General features: G+C 66.6%; 14 protein-coding genes. 12 read left to right on the top strand and 2 right to left on the bottom strand.

Annotated elements, in window-relative coordinates:
* The first annotated feature begins 7 nt into the window (after positions 1-7).
* Positions 8-787 (top strand): 2-phosphosulfolactate phosphatase, encoded by a 780-nt coding sequence (locus ACSYG9_RS24680; protein ID WP_440124927.1) that lies wholly within the window; start codon positions 8-10, stop codon positions 785-787.
* Positions 788-880: 93 nt separating this feature from the next.
* Positions 881-2,029, top strand: coding sequence for an RNA-guided endonuclease InsQ/TnpB family protein (locus ACSYG9_RS24675; protein WP_454840328.1), 1,149 nt, complete (start codon positions 881-883; stop codon positions 2,027-2,029).
* A 103-nt stretch (positions 2,030-2,132) separates the two neighbouring features.
* On the opposite strand, the gene ACSYG9_RS24670 is transcribed toward ACSYG9_RS24675, so the two are convergent.
* Positions 2,133-2,675 (bottom strand): hypothetical protein, encoded by a 543-nt coding sequence (locus tag ACSYG9_RS24670; protein WP_440124924.1) that lies wholly within the window; start codon positions 2,673-2,675, stop codon positions 2,133-2,135.
* Between the two features lie 86 nt (positions 2,676-2,761).
* On the opposite strand from ACSYG9_RS24670, the gene ACSYG9_RS24665 reads away from it, so the two are divergent.
* Positions 2,762-3,256: a MarR family transcriptional regulator gene (locus ACSYG9_RS24665; protein WP_440124923.1), complete on the top strand. Its 495-nt coding sequence runs from the start codon at positions 2,762-2,764 to the stop codon at positions 3,254-3,256.
* Between the two features lie 44 nt (positions 3,257-3,300).
* On the opposite strand, the gene ACSYG9_RS24660 is transcribed toward ACSYG9_RS24665, so the two are convergent.
* A complete protein-coding gene (locus tag ACSYG9_RS24660) occupies positions 3,301-4,359 on the bottom strand; it encodes an ABC transporter substrate-binding protein (RefSeq protein WP_440124922.1) in 1,059 nt (352 codons plus the stop codon).
* A 181-nt stretch (positions 4,360-4,540) separates the two neighbouring features.
* Between ACSYG9_RS24660 and ACSYG9_RS24655 the strand changes: the two genes are divergently transcribed.
* From ACSYG9_RS24655 to ACSYG9_RS24615, 9 genes are all read left to right on the top strand, one after another.
* Positions 4,541-6,244: an ABC transporter ATP-binding protein gene (locus ACSYG9_RS24655; protein WP_454843036.1), complete on the top strand. Its 1,704-nt coding sequence runs from the start codon at positions 4,541-4,543 to the stop codon at positions 6,242-6,244.
* A complete protein-coding gene (locus tag ACSYG9_RS24650; protein WP_454840327.1) occupies positions 6,241-8,040 on the top strand; it encodes an ABC transporter ATP-binding protein in 1,800 nt (599 codons plus the stop codon). The genes ACSYG9_RS24655 and ACSYG9_RS24650 overlap by 4 nt, the downstream gene beginning before the upstream one ends.
* 230 nt (positions 8,041-8,270) lie before the next feature.
* A complete protein-coding gene (locus ACSYG9_RS24645; RefSeq protein ID WP_440124920.1) occupies positions 8,271-8,573 on the top strand; it encodes a hypothetical protein in 303 nt (100 codons plus the stop codon).
* Positions 8,574-8,687: 114 nt separating this feature from the next.
* Positions 8,688-11,051, top strand: coding sequence for an Hsp70 family protein (locus ACSYG9_RS24640; RefSeq protein ID WP_454840326.1), 2,364 nt, complete (start codon positions 8,688-8,690; stop codon positions 11,049-11,051).
* A gap of 141 nt (positions 11,052-11,192) precedes the next feature.
* On the top strand, positions 11,193-13,007 hold the full coding sequence (locus ACSYG9_RS24635) for an Hsp70 family protein (protein ID WP_454840324.1): 1,815 nt from the start codon (positions 11,193-11,195) through the stop codon (positions 13,005-13,007).
* A gap of 84 nt (positions 13,008-13,091) precedes the next feature.
* Positions 13,092-13,517, top strand: a complete 426-nt coding sequence (locus ACSYG9_RS24630; protein WP_454840323.1) for an Rv3143 family two-component system response regulator — start codon at positions 13,092-13,094, stop codon at positions 13,515-13,517.
* Positions 13,518-13,717: 200 nt separating this feature from the next.
* Positions 13,718-14,077, top strand: a complete 360-nt coding sequence (locus ACSYG9_RS24625; RefSeq protein ID WP_440127799.1) for an NADH-quinone oxidoreductase subunit A — start codon at positions 13,718-13,720, stop codon at positions 14,075-14,077.
* Between the two features lie 84 nt (positions 14,078-14,161).
* Entirely contained in the window at positions 14,162-14,716 is a 555-nt protein-coding gene (locus ACSYG9_RS24620) for an NADH-quinone oxidoreductase subunit NuoB (RefSeq protein WP_440124916.1), read from the top strand.
* Positions 14,713-15,408, top strand: a complete 696-nt coding sequence (locus ACSYG9_RS24615; protein WP_440124915.1) for an NADH-quinone oxidoreductase subunit C — start codon at positions 14,713-14,715, stop codon at positions 15,406-15,408. The genes ACSYG9_RS24620 and ACSYG9_RS24615 overlap by 4 nt, the downstream gene beginning before the upstream one ends.
* Positions 15,409-15,419 lie beyond the last annotated feature (11 nt).

The following is a 15,419-nucleotide window of genomic DNA, read 5'->3' as shown; positions in this document are numbered from 1 at the left end:
CAGTCGGATGAACACTGCACACCGTCAGCGTGATTCCCGGATCCGATTCGACTGGGGGCTGCGGGGCGCCGCGGCAATCGCCGAGGGCGCGGATGTAGCGGTCGTAGTGGATGTCCTGTCGTTCACCACCACACTTTCTGTCGCGCTCGACGCCGGCATCGACGTCCTGCCCTATCGGTGGCGCGACGAGACTGCAGCGGCCCATGCGGCCGCACACGACGCGGTGCTCGCGGTGGGGCGGCGGGACGCGACCCCCGGCGAAGTGAGCCTGTCGCCCGGCACGATCAGGTCCGTGCGCAACGTGGAGCGGATGGTGCTGCCCTCACCGAACGGGTCGTCGATCGCATATGACCTGGATTCGCGGGCCTCGACGTGCCTCGGTGCGTCGCTGCGGAACTCCCATGCCGTGGCCGAGTGGATCGCTCGGCATCATCCGACCGCGGTGGTCGCCGTCGTCGCGGCGGGCGAGAAGTGGCCGGACGGCTCTCTGCGGCCGGCAGTGGAAGATCTGTGGGGCGCGGGCGCGGTGATCGCCGAGTTGGTGGAGACATTCGGACCGGAGTCGTTGTCGCCCGAAGCCGATCAAGCACGCTGCGCATGGGTCGCGGTCGCCGATCGGGTCGCCGGTGCTCTGCGGGACTGTGCGTCGGGTCGCGAGCTTGCCCAGATCGGATTCGCCCGCGACGTGGAGATCGCGTCCGAGGTGCGGAGCAGCGACTGCGTTCCGGTCCTTATCGATCACCGGTTCGTCGACGCCGACTCGCCTTCTTTCGCGGACGGCTCGTGACCGCACTATCTTCGGCGCAAGCCCGGTCGTTCATGGCCGGGACAGCCGATCCCTCGAGCGGTGTGTGTCGGTGGTCGCTTGTACGGTGCGGGCGTGCAACTCAGATACCGCTACCGCGTCTACCCGACGCCCGGCCAGCAGGACATGCTGGCCCGGTCGTTCGGATGCGCGCGGGTGGTGTTCAACGATGCGTTGCGCTCCCGGCAGGACGCGTATGCGGCCGGGGTGAAGATCTCGGACACCGCCGTGCAGAAACGGGTGGTCACCGAGGCGAAGAAGACTCCGCAGCGGGTGTGGCTGTCCGAGGTGGCGTCGGTGGTGTTGGTCCAAGCCTGTCAGGACGCGCGTCGCGCGTATCGGAATTGGTTCGAGTCGCTGTCCGGGAAGCGCAAGGGTCGCAGGGTGGGGGCTCCGCGGTTCCGGTCTCGCAAGGGCACTCGGCAGTCGATCCGGCTGACCCGGAACGGGTTCAGTGTCCGAGGCAACCAGAGGCTGTATATCGCGAAGGTGGGCGAGCTGAAAGTCGCCTGGTCACGGGAGTTGCCGTCGGAACCGTCGAGTGTGTCGATCATCAAGGATGCGGCGGGCCGCTATTTCGTGTCGTTCGTGGTGGAGACCACCGACGAGCCGCTCTCGGAGTGCGACACCGAGGTGGGGATCGACCTCGGGCTCGCCACGGTCGCGGTGCTCTCGGACGGGAAGGTCATCGAGTCCCCGAGGTTCTTCCGACGCGCCGAACGCAGACTCCGCAGGGCGCAGCAGAATCTGTCTCGCAAGGACAAGGGCAGCAAGAACCGGGCAAAGGCCCGCCTCGAGGTCGTCAGAGCTCACGCGAGGGTGGCCGATGCCCGCAGCGGGTGGGCGCACAAACACTCCACGATGATCGTCCGCGAGAATCAAGTGGTGTTCGTCGAGGATCTGTGCGTGAAGGGTGTGGCACGGACGCGGTTGGCGAAGTCGGTGCACGATGCCGGGTGGGGCATGTTCACCCGGTTGTTGGAGGAGAAGGCCGCCCGGTATGGGCGGGTGTTGGTGAAGGTGGATCGGTGGTTTCCGTCGTCGCAGCTGTGCTCGGCGTGCGGGCGGGTCGACGGATCGAAGCCGTTGTCGGTGCGGGAGTGGACCTGTCGGGGGTGTGGTGTGGTCCACGATCGCGATGTCAATGCAGCACGAAATATCCTCGCCGCTGGACGGGCGGAGGGGCGAAACGCCTGTGGAGAGATGGTAGGTCTTCCTGCTTAGCGGGGAGCGCGGCTCGATGAAACAGGAACCCACCGAAAGCGCCCAGCGGGCGCTGGTAGGAATCTCGGTCGTTCACGGCCGGGAGGACGTCAACGTCCGCTGATCACCACATCAGGGTCTCGTCGCCCACGCGCACTCTGCCGAAGAAGCGTGTGCCTATGTCGGAGCCGTCGTGGTTGTATCCGTTCATGAGGTCGGCGAGGTCGTCGACGAGTGCTCGGAGCGCCGAACTCGGGGTGTCGATTCCGAATTCCGACACCCACCCCCAATCCTGCGGGACATTCTCCAGAGTGATCACGACCTCGGAATCATGGGGTGTCCGCACGGTATAGGTGACGTCGGCAGGCGCATCTGCAATCGGGTCGTGCACGGCGGGTCGGGACGGCTGTGTCGACGGTGCGAATACGACTCGCGCGAAAGCGATGTCCTCGCGGATCATCTCCGCGATGCGCGACAGGTTCGAGTGTCGGCCGACACGGTGGTACCGGGCACCGTACGTCCGGTCTCCGGAGCGCCGAGGGCTGCGTGACACGGTCAGGGTCCTGTCGAGCATGCGCTGTGCTGCGGCGCGTTCACCGTCACCGGTGCCGGGGTGGTCTATCAGTGTCCGCAGACGCATGATCCGAAGGGCCACGTTGCCTGCCATGCACGCACACTAGCGCTTTCCGTCGATGGCCCACAGACGTACCCACCCGCACAACGGACGAGAAGTGGGTTGCGACAATGGCTGCCATGAGCAGTTCCCGCGGGGCGGACGGCACCGACGTCAGGTCGTGGTTCGTCGAACGATTCGCCGACTATTGGCAGACAGGTGGAGCATCGAGAATTGAAGGGCGCATCGCGGGATACCTCCTCGTCGACGAATCCGGTGGGGTCAGCGCCGACGAACTCGCCCGCGCTCTGGGAACCAGTCGAGGCTCGGTATCGACGTACACACGGCGTCTCGTCGCGCGCGGGTTCGTGCAACGGGTCCGGCGTGCGGGGGAGCGCGCCCACTATTTCGTCATGGCCGACGACGTGTGGGGCGGCTTCCTCGACATCGAGGAAGAATATCTGCGCAGCCAACGGTCCCTCGCGGAAGAGGCACTCGCGCGGGTGGACCCGGATTCAGCGGCGCACATCCGGGTCGAGAACATGCGCGACTACATGGGATGGTTGCTCGACAACCGGAAACTCGGCGCGGAGTGGAAGCGGTTCAAAGCCGCGCGCGACGACGGAAGAGGGTGAGGGCGGACCATTGTCCGCCCTCACCCTTTCGGTATGTCCGCCTGTTACCGGTCGAGGTTCGAGATCGCCTCGTCGACGAGTGGGACGTAACGGTCGAGGGCCCACGGCACCGTGAGCGGGTTGATGATCGACGACCCGGTGACGAACGGTTGTTCTTCGGGTGCCACGATCGACCCTCGCGAGATCGCCGGGATCTGCTGGTAAACGGGCTGCGCCTCGATCTCTGCGCGGTTGTCCGGGTCGCTGTAGAAGGTGAAGATCAGGTCCGAGTCGGCGAGCAGATGCGCGTTCTCGAGGCCGATGACCGATGAGTCGGTGCCCTCGGTCTCCTCGAGTGTGTCGACAACCGGGTCGACGGTGAGCCCGAGTCCGCGGACCATCGCGACACGCTGCTCGTTCGCGAGGAAGACGCCGAGGGTGGCGGGGCCGGTGTTGTAGATGTAGGAGAAGCTCACGTCCTGGTATTCGGGATGCTCGGCGCGTGCCTTCGCGAAAGTGTCGTCGATCTCGGCGATGAGATCGAGGGCCTCATCGTGCTTGCCCATTGCGGTGCCGATCGTCTCGATCTGCTCTTGCCACGTGATGGTCCACGGCAGTTCCGGGTAGGCGACGGTCGGCGCGATACCGTCGAGCATGTCGTACTGATCCTGGGTGACCCCGGACCACGGAGCGAGAATCAGATCGGGTTCCGCAGCGGCGATCGCTTCGATGTCGACCTCGGTTCCACCGGTGAACTGGACAGGCAGTTCTTCGCCGCGCTCGGTGATCTCTTCGTGGATCCACGGCAGGTAGCCGGTCTCGTCGCTGCCCCACGGATACTCCTCGATCGCCACAGGAACTGTGCCGAGTGCGAGCACGGTCTCCGCCGATCCCATACCGAGGGTAACGATGCGTTCGGGGGCCTCGGTGATCTCGGCTGTGCCGAGAGCGTGTTCGATGGTCACCGGTTCGAAGTCGCCGGACGCGGCGGTATCGGGTTCGCCGGACGCGGCGGTGTCGGATCCGCTGTCGTCGCTCGAGCATGCCCCGAGCAGGAGTGCACCGGCCGCGACCATCGCGATGAGCTGGGGCCGGCGCAGGGCACGGCCGAGTCTGTTGTGCATGGATACCTTTCGACGGGGCGGGGCGAGGGGACGTCCCACCGAACTGTCGGGTCAGCCTAGCCTTACCTAGCTATGACTTTCAAAAATTCTGAAACTTCAGGTGGCGGACGAGTCCTCGGCAACGTCCTCACCTAGGGTGAACCCGGCACAGACAGGAGATTCGGTGGACAAGCGGCACCAGATGTTGCGCGGAAACGCGCTGATGTGGCGGATACTGCGTCGACACCGCGCACGCATGACCGTTGCCGTGGTGCTGTGCGGACTGCACCAGTTGTTCGAGGCACTCGTCCCGGTCGCCATCGGCGCGATCGTCGCGAACGCCATTGCCCCGGGCGACCGGACCGCGATGGTGGCCTGGTTGGTCGCACTCGCACTGCTGTTCACTGCCCTCACCTACTCGTGGCGGCTCGGTGCGCGCCTCGTCGTTGCAGCGATGGAAGGTGAAGGCCACCGGCTCCGCGTCGAGGTCACCGACACACTCCTGCGCCCGCGCGGTGTCCGCACCGAGATGCGCGCGGGAGAACTGCTTTCCGTCGCCACCTCGGACGCCGATCGCACAACATGGATCCTCGACCTCGTCGCCCGGGCTGTTGCGAGCGCGGTCGCGGTGATCGCGACGGCAGTGATCCTGTTCGTGATCGATGTGCCGCTCGGGCTCGGCGTTCTGGTCGGCACGGCCGCGCTCCTGGCTGCACTGCACTTCGCCGCACCTGTCATCGCACACCGCACGGCCGAGCAGCAGGCCCGCATCGGAACCGCGTCGGCCGTCGCGACAGACCTCGTCACCGGACTGCGTCCGCTACGCGGCATCGGTGGTGAGACCGTAGCGGGGGAGCGGTTCCGTGCTGTCAGCGCCGACGCTCTGACCGCCACGCTCAGCGCGGCGAAGGTCCGCTCGCTGTTCGCGGGTGTCTCTACCACCTCGAGCGCATTGCTCGCAGTAGCGGTCGCAGGCTGGGCGGGGTGGCTGGCACTCAGCGGCCGGATCGGCCTCGCCGAGGTGATCACGGTCGTGGGTCTTGCTCAATTCCTGATAGAGCCGCTCACCACCTTGGCTCGGGTCCCAGCGATCGTCGCAGCGTCACGAGGGTCGGCCGACCGCGTGGCGCGCGTGCTCGACAGCGTGCCGCTGCTGCACCCCGGCAACAACGACGTGACCCACAGTGAGCGGGGCCCGGTGCTCGAACTCACCGATCTCCGGTACCGGACGCTAGAGGGACTCGACCTCACCGTCGAACGCGGCGAGTTCGTCGGAATCGTGGCATACCGGCCGGAGGACGCCGACGCAGTGTTCGCGCTGCTGTCCTCGCAGGTCCCTGCTGACGACTACACCGGCACGTTCACTGTCGGATCGGTGCTCGCCCGCGATCTTCCGATCGAGCTCGCCCGCACCCTGATCCTTGCCGAACCGCACGATACCTTCCTGTTCGCGGGCACCCTGGGGTCCAACATCACCGCGGGACGCGGTCCTTCCGCGTCGATCGACCTCGAACGCGCGCTCGACGCATCCGCTGCCCGCGACGTCGTGGACCTGCATCCCGCTGGTCTCGATCACCCGGTCGGCGACGACGGCACGACGCTGTCCGGCGGTCAGCGGCAGCGCATCGCACTGGCGCGGGCGCTCGTCGCCGACCCGCCGGTGCTTGTCCTGCACGACCCCACCACCGCGGTGGACTCGGTCACCGAACTGAACATCGCGGAGGGCCTCCTCCAACTCCGGCACGGAACCGACCCGCGTACCACGATCGTCCTCACCTCGAGCCCCGCGCTTCTCGCCGCCGCCGACCGTGTCGTCGTGATCGACGACGGTCGCGCCGTTGTCACCGAGACTCATCACCGACTCGCCGAAACCGACGCGGTCTACCAGGCGGCGGTGATTCGATGACCGAGATGATCCCCGACGCCGACCGCCGCCTACTTCCGGTCGCTACCGCCCGCGAATCGTGGGCCTGGCTCGGCCGGGCGGTTCGCCGGAAATCAGCCGTCGCTGCAGCGGCGGTCGTCACGGCCGCGCTGGGCGCCGCAGCCACCGTGCTACCCGTCTACATGTTCGGGGTACTCGTCGACCGCGTTCGAGAGTCGGCGCCGATGTCCGCACTCGGCGGGATCGTCGCGATCATCGCGGTTGCGGCGATCGCAGCGGGCGTATTCACCGGCCTTGCCGGATATTTCGTCGCGGTGCTGGGATCCACTGTGCTTGCGCGCCTGCGCGAAGCGGCGGTGATACGCGCACTGGGGCTACCGATGCGCACAGTCGAGCAGGCAGGCAAGGGCGACGTACTCGCGCGTGTCGGCGACGACGTCGCCGTGATCGACAAGGCGGTCTCCGAGGCCGTTCCGCCGGTGATCTCCGCGCTGTTCCTCGTCGTGGTGAGCCTGACGACGATGGTCGGAATCGACTGGCGCCTGGGACTGGCCGGCGCGATCGCAGTCCCGATGTACACGTTGGCGCTGCGGTGGTACCTGCCCCGGTCCGCTCCTCGATACGCCGCGCAGCGTGTCGCGATGGGAGCGCGATCCCAGGCTCTGATCAGCAGTATCCAGGGTCAGCGCACCGTTCGAGCTTACGGGGCCGAAGCTGTACACCGAGACCTCGTGGACCAGGCATCCGACCGCGCGCGGCTGCTCGGCATCGATGTGTTCTCGATCTTCGCGCGCTTTGCGAGCCGCGGAAATCGCGCCGAGTACGTGAGCCTGGCGTGCATCCTGGCCGCGGGCTTCGTCCTCGTCGACGACGGCTCGGTCTCGGTCGGCCAGGTCACCGCCGCGGCGCTCCTTTTCCACCAGTTGTTCAATCCTCTCGGTGCGATCCTGTTCACCTTCGACGAAGTGCAGTCGGCCGGTGCGAGTCTGGCGCGGCTGGTCGGCGTCGTCTCGATCCAGGACACGCCTCCGGTGGCCGACCCTCGCGTACCCTCCGATTCGGGCCTGCGACTGAGCGGTATCCGCCACGGTTACGACGGACACGAGGTACTTCACGGCATCGACCTGACGATTGCCCCTGGTGAGCGGATCGCGCTGGTCGGCCCGACCGGGTCGGGCAAGAGCACGCTCGCGGCGATTGCGGCAGGCAGCATGACCCCGGACTCCGGTGAGGTGTTGCTGGGCGGCGTGCCGCTCGCCGAGTTCGCAGCAACGCTCCGCGATCGTCTCGTGATCGTGACCCAGGAGGTACACACCTTCGCAGGCACACTGCGCGACGACCTGCGACTTGCCGTGCCGCACGCCGACGATCGGGCGGTCGAGGCTGCGCTCGCCGAGGTGGGTGCGTCCGGCTGGGTCCGCGCACTGCCCGGCGGCATCGACACGGTGGTGGGCGAGGGCGGTCATCGGCTCACTGCCGCACAAGCTCAGCAACTCGCGCTCGCCCGCGTCCTTCTTGCCGACCCCGCGATCGTGATTCTCGACGAGGCGACCGCCGAAGCCGGAAGTGCCGGGGCCAGGGATCTCGAGAGTTCGGCGGCCGTCACGGTGCTCGGCCGGACCTCGTTGGTGGTGGCGCACCGGCTCACCCAGGCGGTCACCGCGGACCGGGTCGTCGTGCTCGAGCACGGTCTCGTCTGCGAGTCGGGAACCCACGAAGAATTGATTGCGGCAGGAGGGCAATATGCGCGGCTGTGGGCCACCTGGTCGGGCAACGATGCGCCGGAGGGCGGGACGTCCGCGGACGGCGACGAATAGGGTCGGTCTTCCCCCCGATGCAACAGCTTGGTGACGCACCACAGGCCAGTTGCGAGATTTTCATCACATTTGGTAGTGTTTTGTTACCCGCTACGATGCCGGCCCGGGCGTAGCGGGTGAAGAGCGGAACTTTCGGTCCATTCGGATACCGCGGTCGCGCGTCGGTCAGGCTCGGTTCTGTCGACGAGATGCGATCGAGTCCGCTCCGGGGTGGGAAACGGGAGGAAATCATGGGCGAACATCGCGCCGAGTCGGGGGACCGGTCGTCACAGGGCAGAGCGTTGGCCATTCTCGTTCTGTCCGCAGCACTCATTGTCGGAACAACGGTGGTCATGGTCACCGGATCGGTTGTGGCCGGTGTTCTCTACGGTGCGCTCACGGGTGTGTGCGTCATCGTGGCGCACCTGATGATCACGCCGGGGCCGGCAGCAGGTCGGCTGCACACCGCTGGCGAGCGAGTCCGGAACCTGCGCCGAACGCACCCGCGGGGAGCCGTCGCAGTACGGGAGCGTGGCAAACACTCCGTCGCCTAGCCACACCGCAGCGGCCGGGGAGAGTCGCCGTGACGCAGCAACGCTCGGTCAGTGTTTCGCGCCCGGGCGCCGCTGGGTCGTATGGTCGCGTGCCCTCGCCTACTCTCGTGAGCCATGAGCATCGGACAATGGTCGCTGGCGATCGATTTCGGTACGTCCAACACAGCTGCGGCCGTGACCGATGCGCGAACCGGCATCCACACGCTCTCGTTGACGCATCAAAGCAATCTCATGGTGTCGTCCGTCTTCGTCCGGTCGGTGCCGGTGCGGTCGCTCGGCGACATCCTCGTCGGCGATGCCGCGGTCAATGCTGCTGATTCGGACCCGGGAGCGTTCGTTCCGTCACCGAAACGACTCGTGAGTCTGCCTGCCGTCTCGGTTCGTGGCACGCCCGTTCCCCGCGCAGCGCTGTTCGCAGCAGTGATCGGCACTGTCTACCACCGCGCACTGCGTCACAGCAACAGCGTCCCGCCCTCCCGCGTCGTACTCACGCACCCCGAAGGATGGTCGGCGGACGTGGTTGCTGTGCTCACCGACGCCGCCGCGCAGGCAGGCATCGATCCATCGACGGTGGTGACGGTGTCCGAACCACGCGCCGCCGCGCACTTCTACTCCCGCAGCACTCCCGTCCCGGCAGGATCCGCGATCGCCGTGTTCGACTTCGGCGGCGGCACCGTCGACGTAGCGATCCTGCGAAGTACCCCGGATGCCGAATTCGAGGTCGTCACCGCCATCGGCGACAATGGACTCGGCGGTAAGAACTTCGACGCACTCGTCCGCAACTGGGCAGAGTCCCAGCTCGCTGATCTCAACCCTGAACTCGCCGAGTACCTGCGCGGCTCCGGCCCCGATCAGTTGCAGGCGCGAAGGGCCCTGGAGGAGTCCGCGCGCCGCGCCAAGGAAGTGCTTTCCGACGCACCGTCCGCGACGGTGTCGGCCGCAGGCGGACCGTGGCGCGAGAACCTGCTCCTGACCCGTGGGGAGTTCGAAGACCTGATCGCCCCCCAGATCGAGCAGGCTACCGCGCTCGTCCGCGCCGCACTGACCCAGGGGCGCGTCCCGCATGATCAGTTGCAGGCGATCTATCTCACTGGTGGTTCCTCGCGGATCCCGTTGGTGCACAGCCTACTCGGGCAGGTCGGCCCCGTTGCGACCCTCGACGACCCGAAAACCGTGGTCGCGCGTGGAGCGCTCGCCGCCACCGGCCGCTCCGGCAGGCCTGCGGCTGCCCCCACCGTGCCGGTGCGTGCGCCCCGGCGGGCGGAAACATCGAACCGTAACCGCATCTCAGGCCGAGCTCTCACGGCGCTCGGTGCGGTGGTGGCGGTGATCGCGGCCGCCGTCGGTGTCGCGGTCTATTGGCCTGATTCCGACGACGGTGAAGGCGCCGTGGCGAGCGGAGGGTCTGCGTCCACGCCTGCGCAGAACGACGTGTTCACGGTCTCCGCAGGCGGGTGGTTCACGTGCGCAGATTCTCGTGGTGATGTCAGTTGCTGGGGACTCAACGCCTCCGGTCAACTCGGAGACGGAACCACCGATTCGCGATATTCACCGGTGCCGGTCGAGCTTCCCTCTCCCGCATCCGCGCTCGGAACGGGCCGTGAGCATGCCTGCGCTGCCCTCGACGACGGCACGACCTACTGTTGGGGCTACAACACTTTCGGTCAGCTCGGCGTGGGTACCACCGACCCCAGCACCGAGCCGGTGCGGATCGACATGCCTGCCTCTGTGACCGCGCTGAGCGCCGGCGAGGACCACACGTGCGCCCTGACGGACGGCGGTGAAGGCTATTGCTGGGGACGCAACACCAACGGACAGGCCGGTGAGGAGGGAACCGAGCTGATCGAATCGCCTCGGCGTATCGACCTGCCCACGATGACGTCGCTGGCTGCCGGAGGAAACCACACCTGCGCCTCCACTGTCGTCGGAGATGTCTTCTGTTGGGGCGCGAACACCTCCGGCCAGCTGGGACGCGGATACACCAACGATTCCGACGTCGCGATCGCTGATCCACTGCAGGTGAAGCTTCCCGCCGCGGCAACCTTCGTCGTGGCAGGGCGCGGGCATACCTGCGCTGCCCTCGAGGACGACCGGACGTACTGCTGGGGTGAGAACGGCTGGGGCCAGCTCGGGGACGGCACCACCGACTCGCGATCCGAACCCGTGCAGGCTTCGCTGTCCGGGGCCGTCGCGCTCGCGGCTTCCCTGCGGCACACCTGCGCGGTGACTGACGACGGTGCCGTCTCGTGCTGGGGTACGACGGACTGGGGTCAGCACACCAGCGCGCCCGGCAGTGTGTCGACCGAAGCGACCTCGGTGACACTGCCCGCGGCGGCAACGACCCTCACCACCGGGGCTGTTCACACCTGCGCGACCACCGTGGACGAGCAGGTGTTCTGCTGGGGAGAGAACGGAAACGGGGAGCTCGGCAACGAATCGACGACGGCGAGTGCGGTACCGGTGCGGGTCCCTGTCTGACCACGTGAAGTACCGGGCCACTGCTACCGACGCTTCGAGGCTTTCCCCCGATCGCGCGGGTCACCGTTGCCTCACGACCCACGGCAACCCGGGCAACGGGAGGAAAGTTCCGTGCGGGGTGTAGTACTAGTCTCCTGAATCATGAGTGATGAACGATGGTGGCTCGCGATCGATTTCGGGACGTCGAACACAGCCGCCGCACACACCCGGACAGGCGACGGTTCGATCCATCCGGTGTCGCTCACCCATCGGTCCAACCTGTTGCCCTCGGCGGTGTTCGTACGCGCGGACAGCGAGATTCTCACCGGCGACGCCGCCCAGAATGCGGCAGCTGTCCACCCGGAGGGTTTCGTGCCCGCGCCCAAACGCCTGATCTTGCAGCCGTTCATCCGGACCGGCCATGTGGACCTGACGCCGCCACAGATGATCGCGGCAGTGTTGCGCAGCGTGATGCGTCGGGCGGCGGTACTGCACAACGACGTGCCGCCCGAGCGTGTCGTACTCACCCACCCCGAAGCGTGGTCGCATGCCACCGTCGCGGTGCTGGTCGACGCGGCCTCGCGTGGGGGAATCGAACCGTCCACGATCACCACCGTGTCGGAACCCCGCGCGGCGGCCTACTACTACACCCGCACCGCTCGGCTGCCGCCTGGTACTTCGATCGCCGTGTTCGACTTCGGCGGGGGAACCGCTGACGTCGCGGTACTGCGGATCGCAGACTCCGGGGCGTTCGACGTCGTGGCCGCGCGGGGCGACAACGCTCTAGGAGGCAAGAACTTCGACGCACTCATCCGACGCTGGGCTCTCGACCACGTGGCCGACCGCGACGCCACAACACGCGCCGAATTCGCCGACGGGGCGCCCGGAAGCATCGAGGCGATCCGTGCTCTCGACGAGGCCGCTCGCGGCGCCAAGGAAGTGCTCTCCGAGACACCCTCGGCTACGATAGCGGTCGTCGGATCCAGAGCCCGGACGACTCTGTCGCTGACCCGGCCGGAGTTCGATTCGCTGATCACGCCGCAGGTCGAGTCGGCGGTGGACCTCGTCCGAGACACGCTCGCCGATGCCGGTATCGCGCCCGGTTCCCTGCACGCCCTCTACCTGACCGGCGGATCGTCGCGGATTCCGCTTGTGCACCAGGAACTGTCGCGGATAGCTCGGGTCGCGACCCTCGACGATCCCAAGATCGTGGTGGCGCAGGGTGCTCTGATCGCTGCGCGGCACATGTTCGCGTCGGATCATGACGCTGCAACGGACCGGGACCCGGGTGTAGTCGCGAGTCGTGTCGGCGCCCGACAGTCCACGAACCCAGGGGCGGGTCCGAACGTTCCCGAGCGGTCGTCCATTGCTTCCGCGCGCAACCGTCGTCGAGGACTGATCGCGGGCGCGGTCGCCGCGCTCGTCGCCGTCGGTGTCGTGATCGCGTGGGTCGGTACGCGAAGCGATTCGGACGATCCGCAGACGATTGCCGGTCCATCGACGGGCGTCAGCACAGTGACGGTTGCCCAGGAACCCACGACAACGCGCGCCCCCACGACGACACTTGTGTCGACCACCAGCACCCCACTCACGACCGCATACGTCACCACGGCACGGACCACCAGCGCGAGATCCCCGCGGGGAGCCGTCACGGTGGCCGACGCGGACGCGCAGGGATTCGTCGACGAGGTGGGTCCGCGGTGCAACGCGGACAACGAGGCGCTCGGTATCGCACGCACCGCGGACTCGCTCATCGTCGTGTGCAGGACCGGCGTCGACCGCCTCTACTACAAGGGGATCAGGGTCGAGGACGGATCCGGCATCGAGATCGACGACCCGATCGTGGTCGCGGACGGATTCGAAGTCACCAACGCCGGAGTGACCTACCGGTTCGACGACAGGGTCCTGCTCATCACCGAAGGCGGAACGGAACTGGCGCGAGAACCCATGCTCGAATTCTGGTCGGTATACAACTGAGCAGACCGACCGGTTCGGCACGACACGCCGTACGGGTCCGACCGAACGGTCCGGTGACGTCGGTGACGATCTAGCATCGGGCCCGTGAGTGATGCCGAGAGCCGTCCCGCAACTCTGAAGATCCTCGTGTACAGCGACGACGCCACTGTGCGCAGCCGCGTACAGGCCGCATTGGGCACGATGCTGCACCCGGACCTTCCACCCCTCGAGTACATCGAAGTCGCCACCGCCCCCGTCGTCCTCTCGCACCTCGACGCGGGCGGGATCGATCTGGTGATTCTGGACGGTGAGACCGCGCCCGCCGGTGGTCTGGGAATTGCGAAGCAACTCAAGGACGAAATCGACCCGTGCCCGCCGGTCGTTGTGATCATCGGGCGTCCCGACGACACCTGGCTCGCATCGTGGTCGCGGGCCGAGGCCGTCGTGGCGCACCCGATCGACCCGATGAAGCTCGGCCGCGAGGTCGTCAGGCTCCTGCTACCCGGCGCCGATCCGGCACCCGCACGCTGATCCGATCCGCCCTTGTCGGGGCGCAGAGACTACTCCTCATGAGGGGCTCGAACAGGCGGACACGCCGCGCCGAAGAATGCGTGTCGAATCCTGGACAAGTCCCGCGTCATCAGCACTAGTGTGTGTGCCGTGGCTCACAGGATGTCCGAATGTCCGACGGCCACACGACCGGGGTTCGACGTTCGGAACCGGAGGTGCCGATGAACGTCTACGTGCCGATTCTGGTGCTCGGCGCAGTTGCGCTCGCATTCGCGCTCTTCTCCGTGGTGGTAGCGAGCATCGCCGGTCCGAGTCGCTACAACCGGGCGAAGCTCGACGCCTACGAATGCGGCATCGATCCGACACCGCAGCCCACCGGAGGCGGCCGATTTCCGGTCAAGTACTACCTGACGGCCATGCTGTTCATCATCTTCGACATCGAAATCGTGTTCCTGTACCCCTGGGCGATCCACTTCGATGCACTCGGGATGTTCGGCCTGCTCGCCATGGCCCTGTTCATGTTCAACGTGTTCGTTGCATATGCCTACGAGTGGAGGCGGGGTGGCCTGACATGGGATTGACGGACGACCTCCGAAGAATCACTCCGTAAATCGATTGCGCCCGAATAAGATCCACAATCTTGTCGAAGGTGGTACGAGTCGGATATGGGTCTCGAAGAGAAGGTCCCGAGCGGATTTCTGCTCAGCACGGTCGAAGTCCTCGCCGGCTTCGCCCGTAAAGGGTCGTTGTGGCCCGCCTCGTTCGGTCTCGCATGCTGCGCCATCGAGATGATGTCGACCGCGGGGGGACGCTTCGACATCGCCCGATTCGGTATGGAGGCCTTCCGTGCATCACCGCGTCAGGCCGACGTGATGATCGTCGCCGGACGTGTCAGCCAGAAGATGGCACCGGCTCTCCGCCAGGTCTACGACCAGATGGTCGAACCGAAATGGGTTCTGTCGATGGGCGTGTGCGCATCATCAGGAGGCATGTTCAACAACTACGCGATTGTGCAGGGCGTCGACCATGTGGTGCCGGTCGACATCTACCTGCCGGGATGTCCACCGCGCCCCGAGATGCTGATCAACGCGATTCTCGCGCTGCACGACAAGATCCAGCACATGCCGCTCGGAGTCAACCGTGAAGAAGCGGTGCGCGCGGCAGAACAGGCCGTGCTCGCGCAGCGTCCGCTCATCGAGCTGAAGGTGCCGCGCCGATGACCGACCTCAACCCACCGGATTCGGCTGCGCCGGAGGTCATCGCGCAGCGCCGCGGGATGTTCGGTATCCGCGGGAGCGGGGATACCAGCGGATACGGCCGGCTCGTGCGCCGTATCTCTCTGCCGGGCAGCAGCCCGAGGCCGTTCGGCGGTTACCTCGACGATCTCGCCGACACCATCGAGGATGCCCTCGACGACGTGGAGCCCGACGGATTCGTGGCCGCCGTGGAGAAGATCGTCGTGTTCCGGGGAGAGATGACCGTGCACGTGCGCCGCGAGCACCTCCCACCGGTCGCGCGCACCCTACGCGACCATCCCGCACTACGCTTCGAACTGTGCCTCGGCGTCAGCGGCGTGCACTACCCCGAGGACACCGGCCGTGAGCTACACGCGGTGTATCCCCTGATGTCGATCACCCACAACCGTCGCATCCTCGTCGAGGTCACCGCGCCCGACACCGATCCTCACATTCCGTCCCTCCACGCCGTCTACCCGACAACTGACTGGCACGAACGTGAGGCCTACGACTTCTTCGGTCTGGTCTTCGACGGTCATCCGGCCCTCACCCGGATCCAGATGCCCGACGACTGGAACGGACACCCGCAACGCAAGGACTATCCCCTCGGCGGAATCCCCGTCGAGTACAAGGGCGCACAGATCCCGCCACCGGACGAGCGGAGGGCCTACAGTTGACGAACGACGCT

The organism is Rhodococcus sp. SJ-2 (assembly GCF_053750035.1).
Note: the sequence above shows the minus strand (reverse complement) of the source record. Positions and strands in the feature narration are given on the sequence as shown.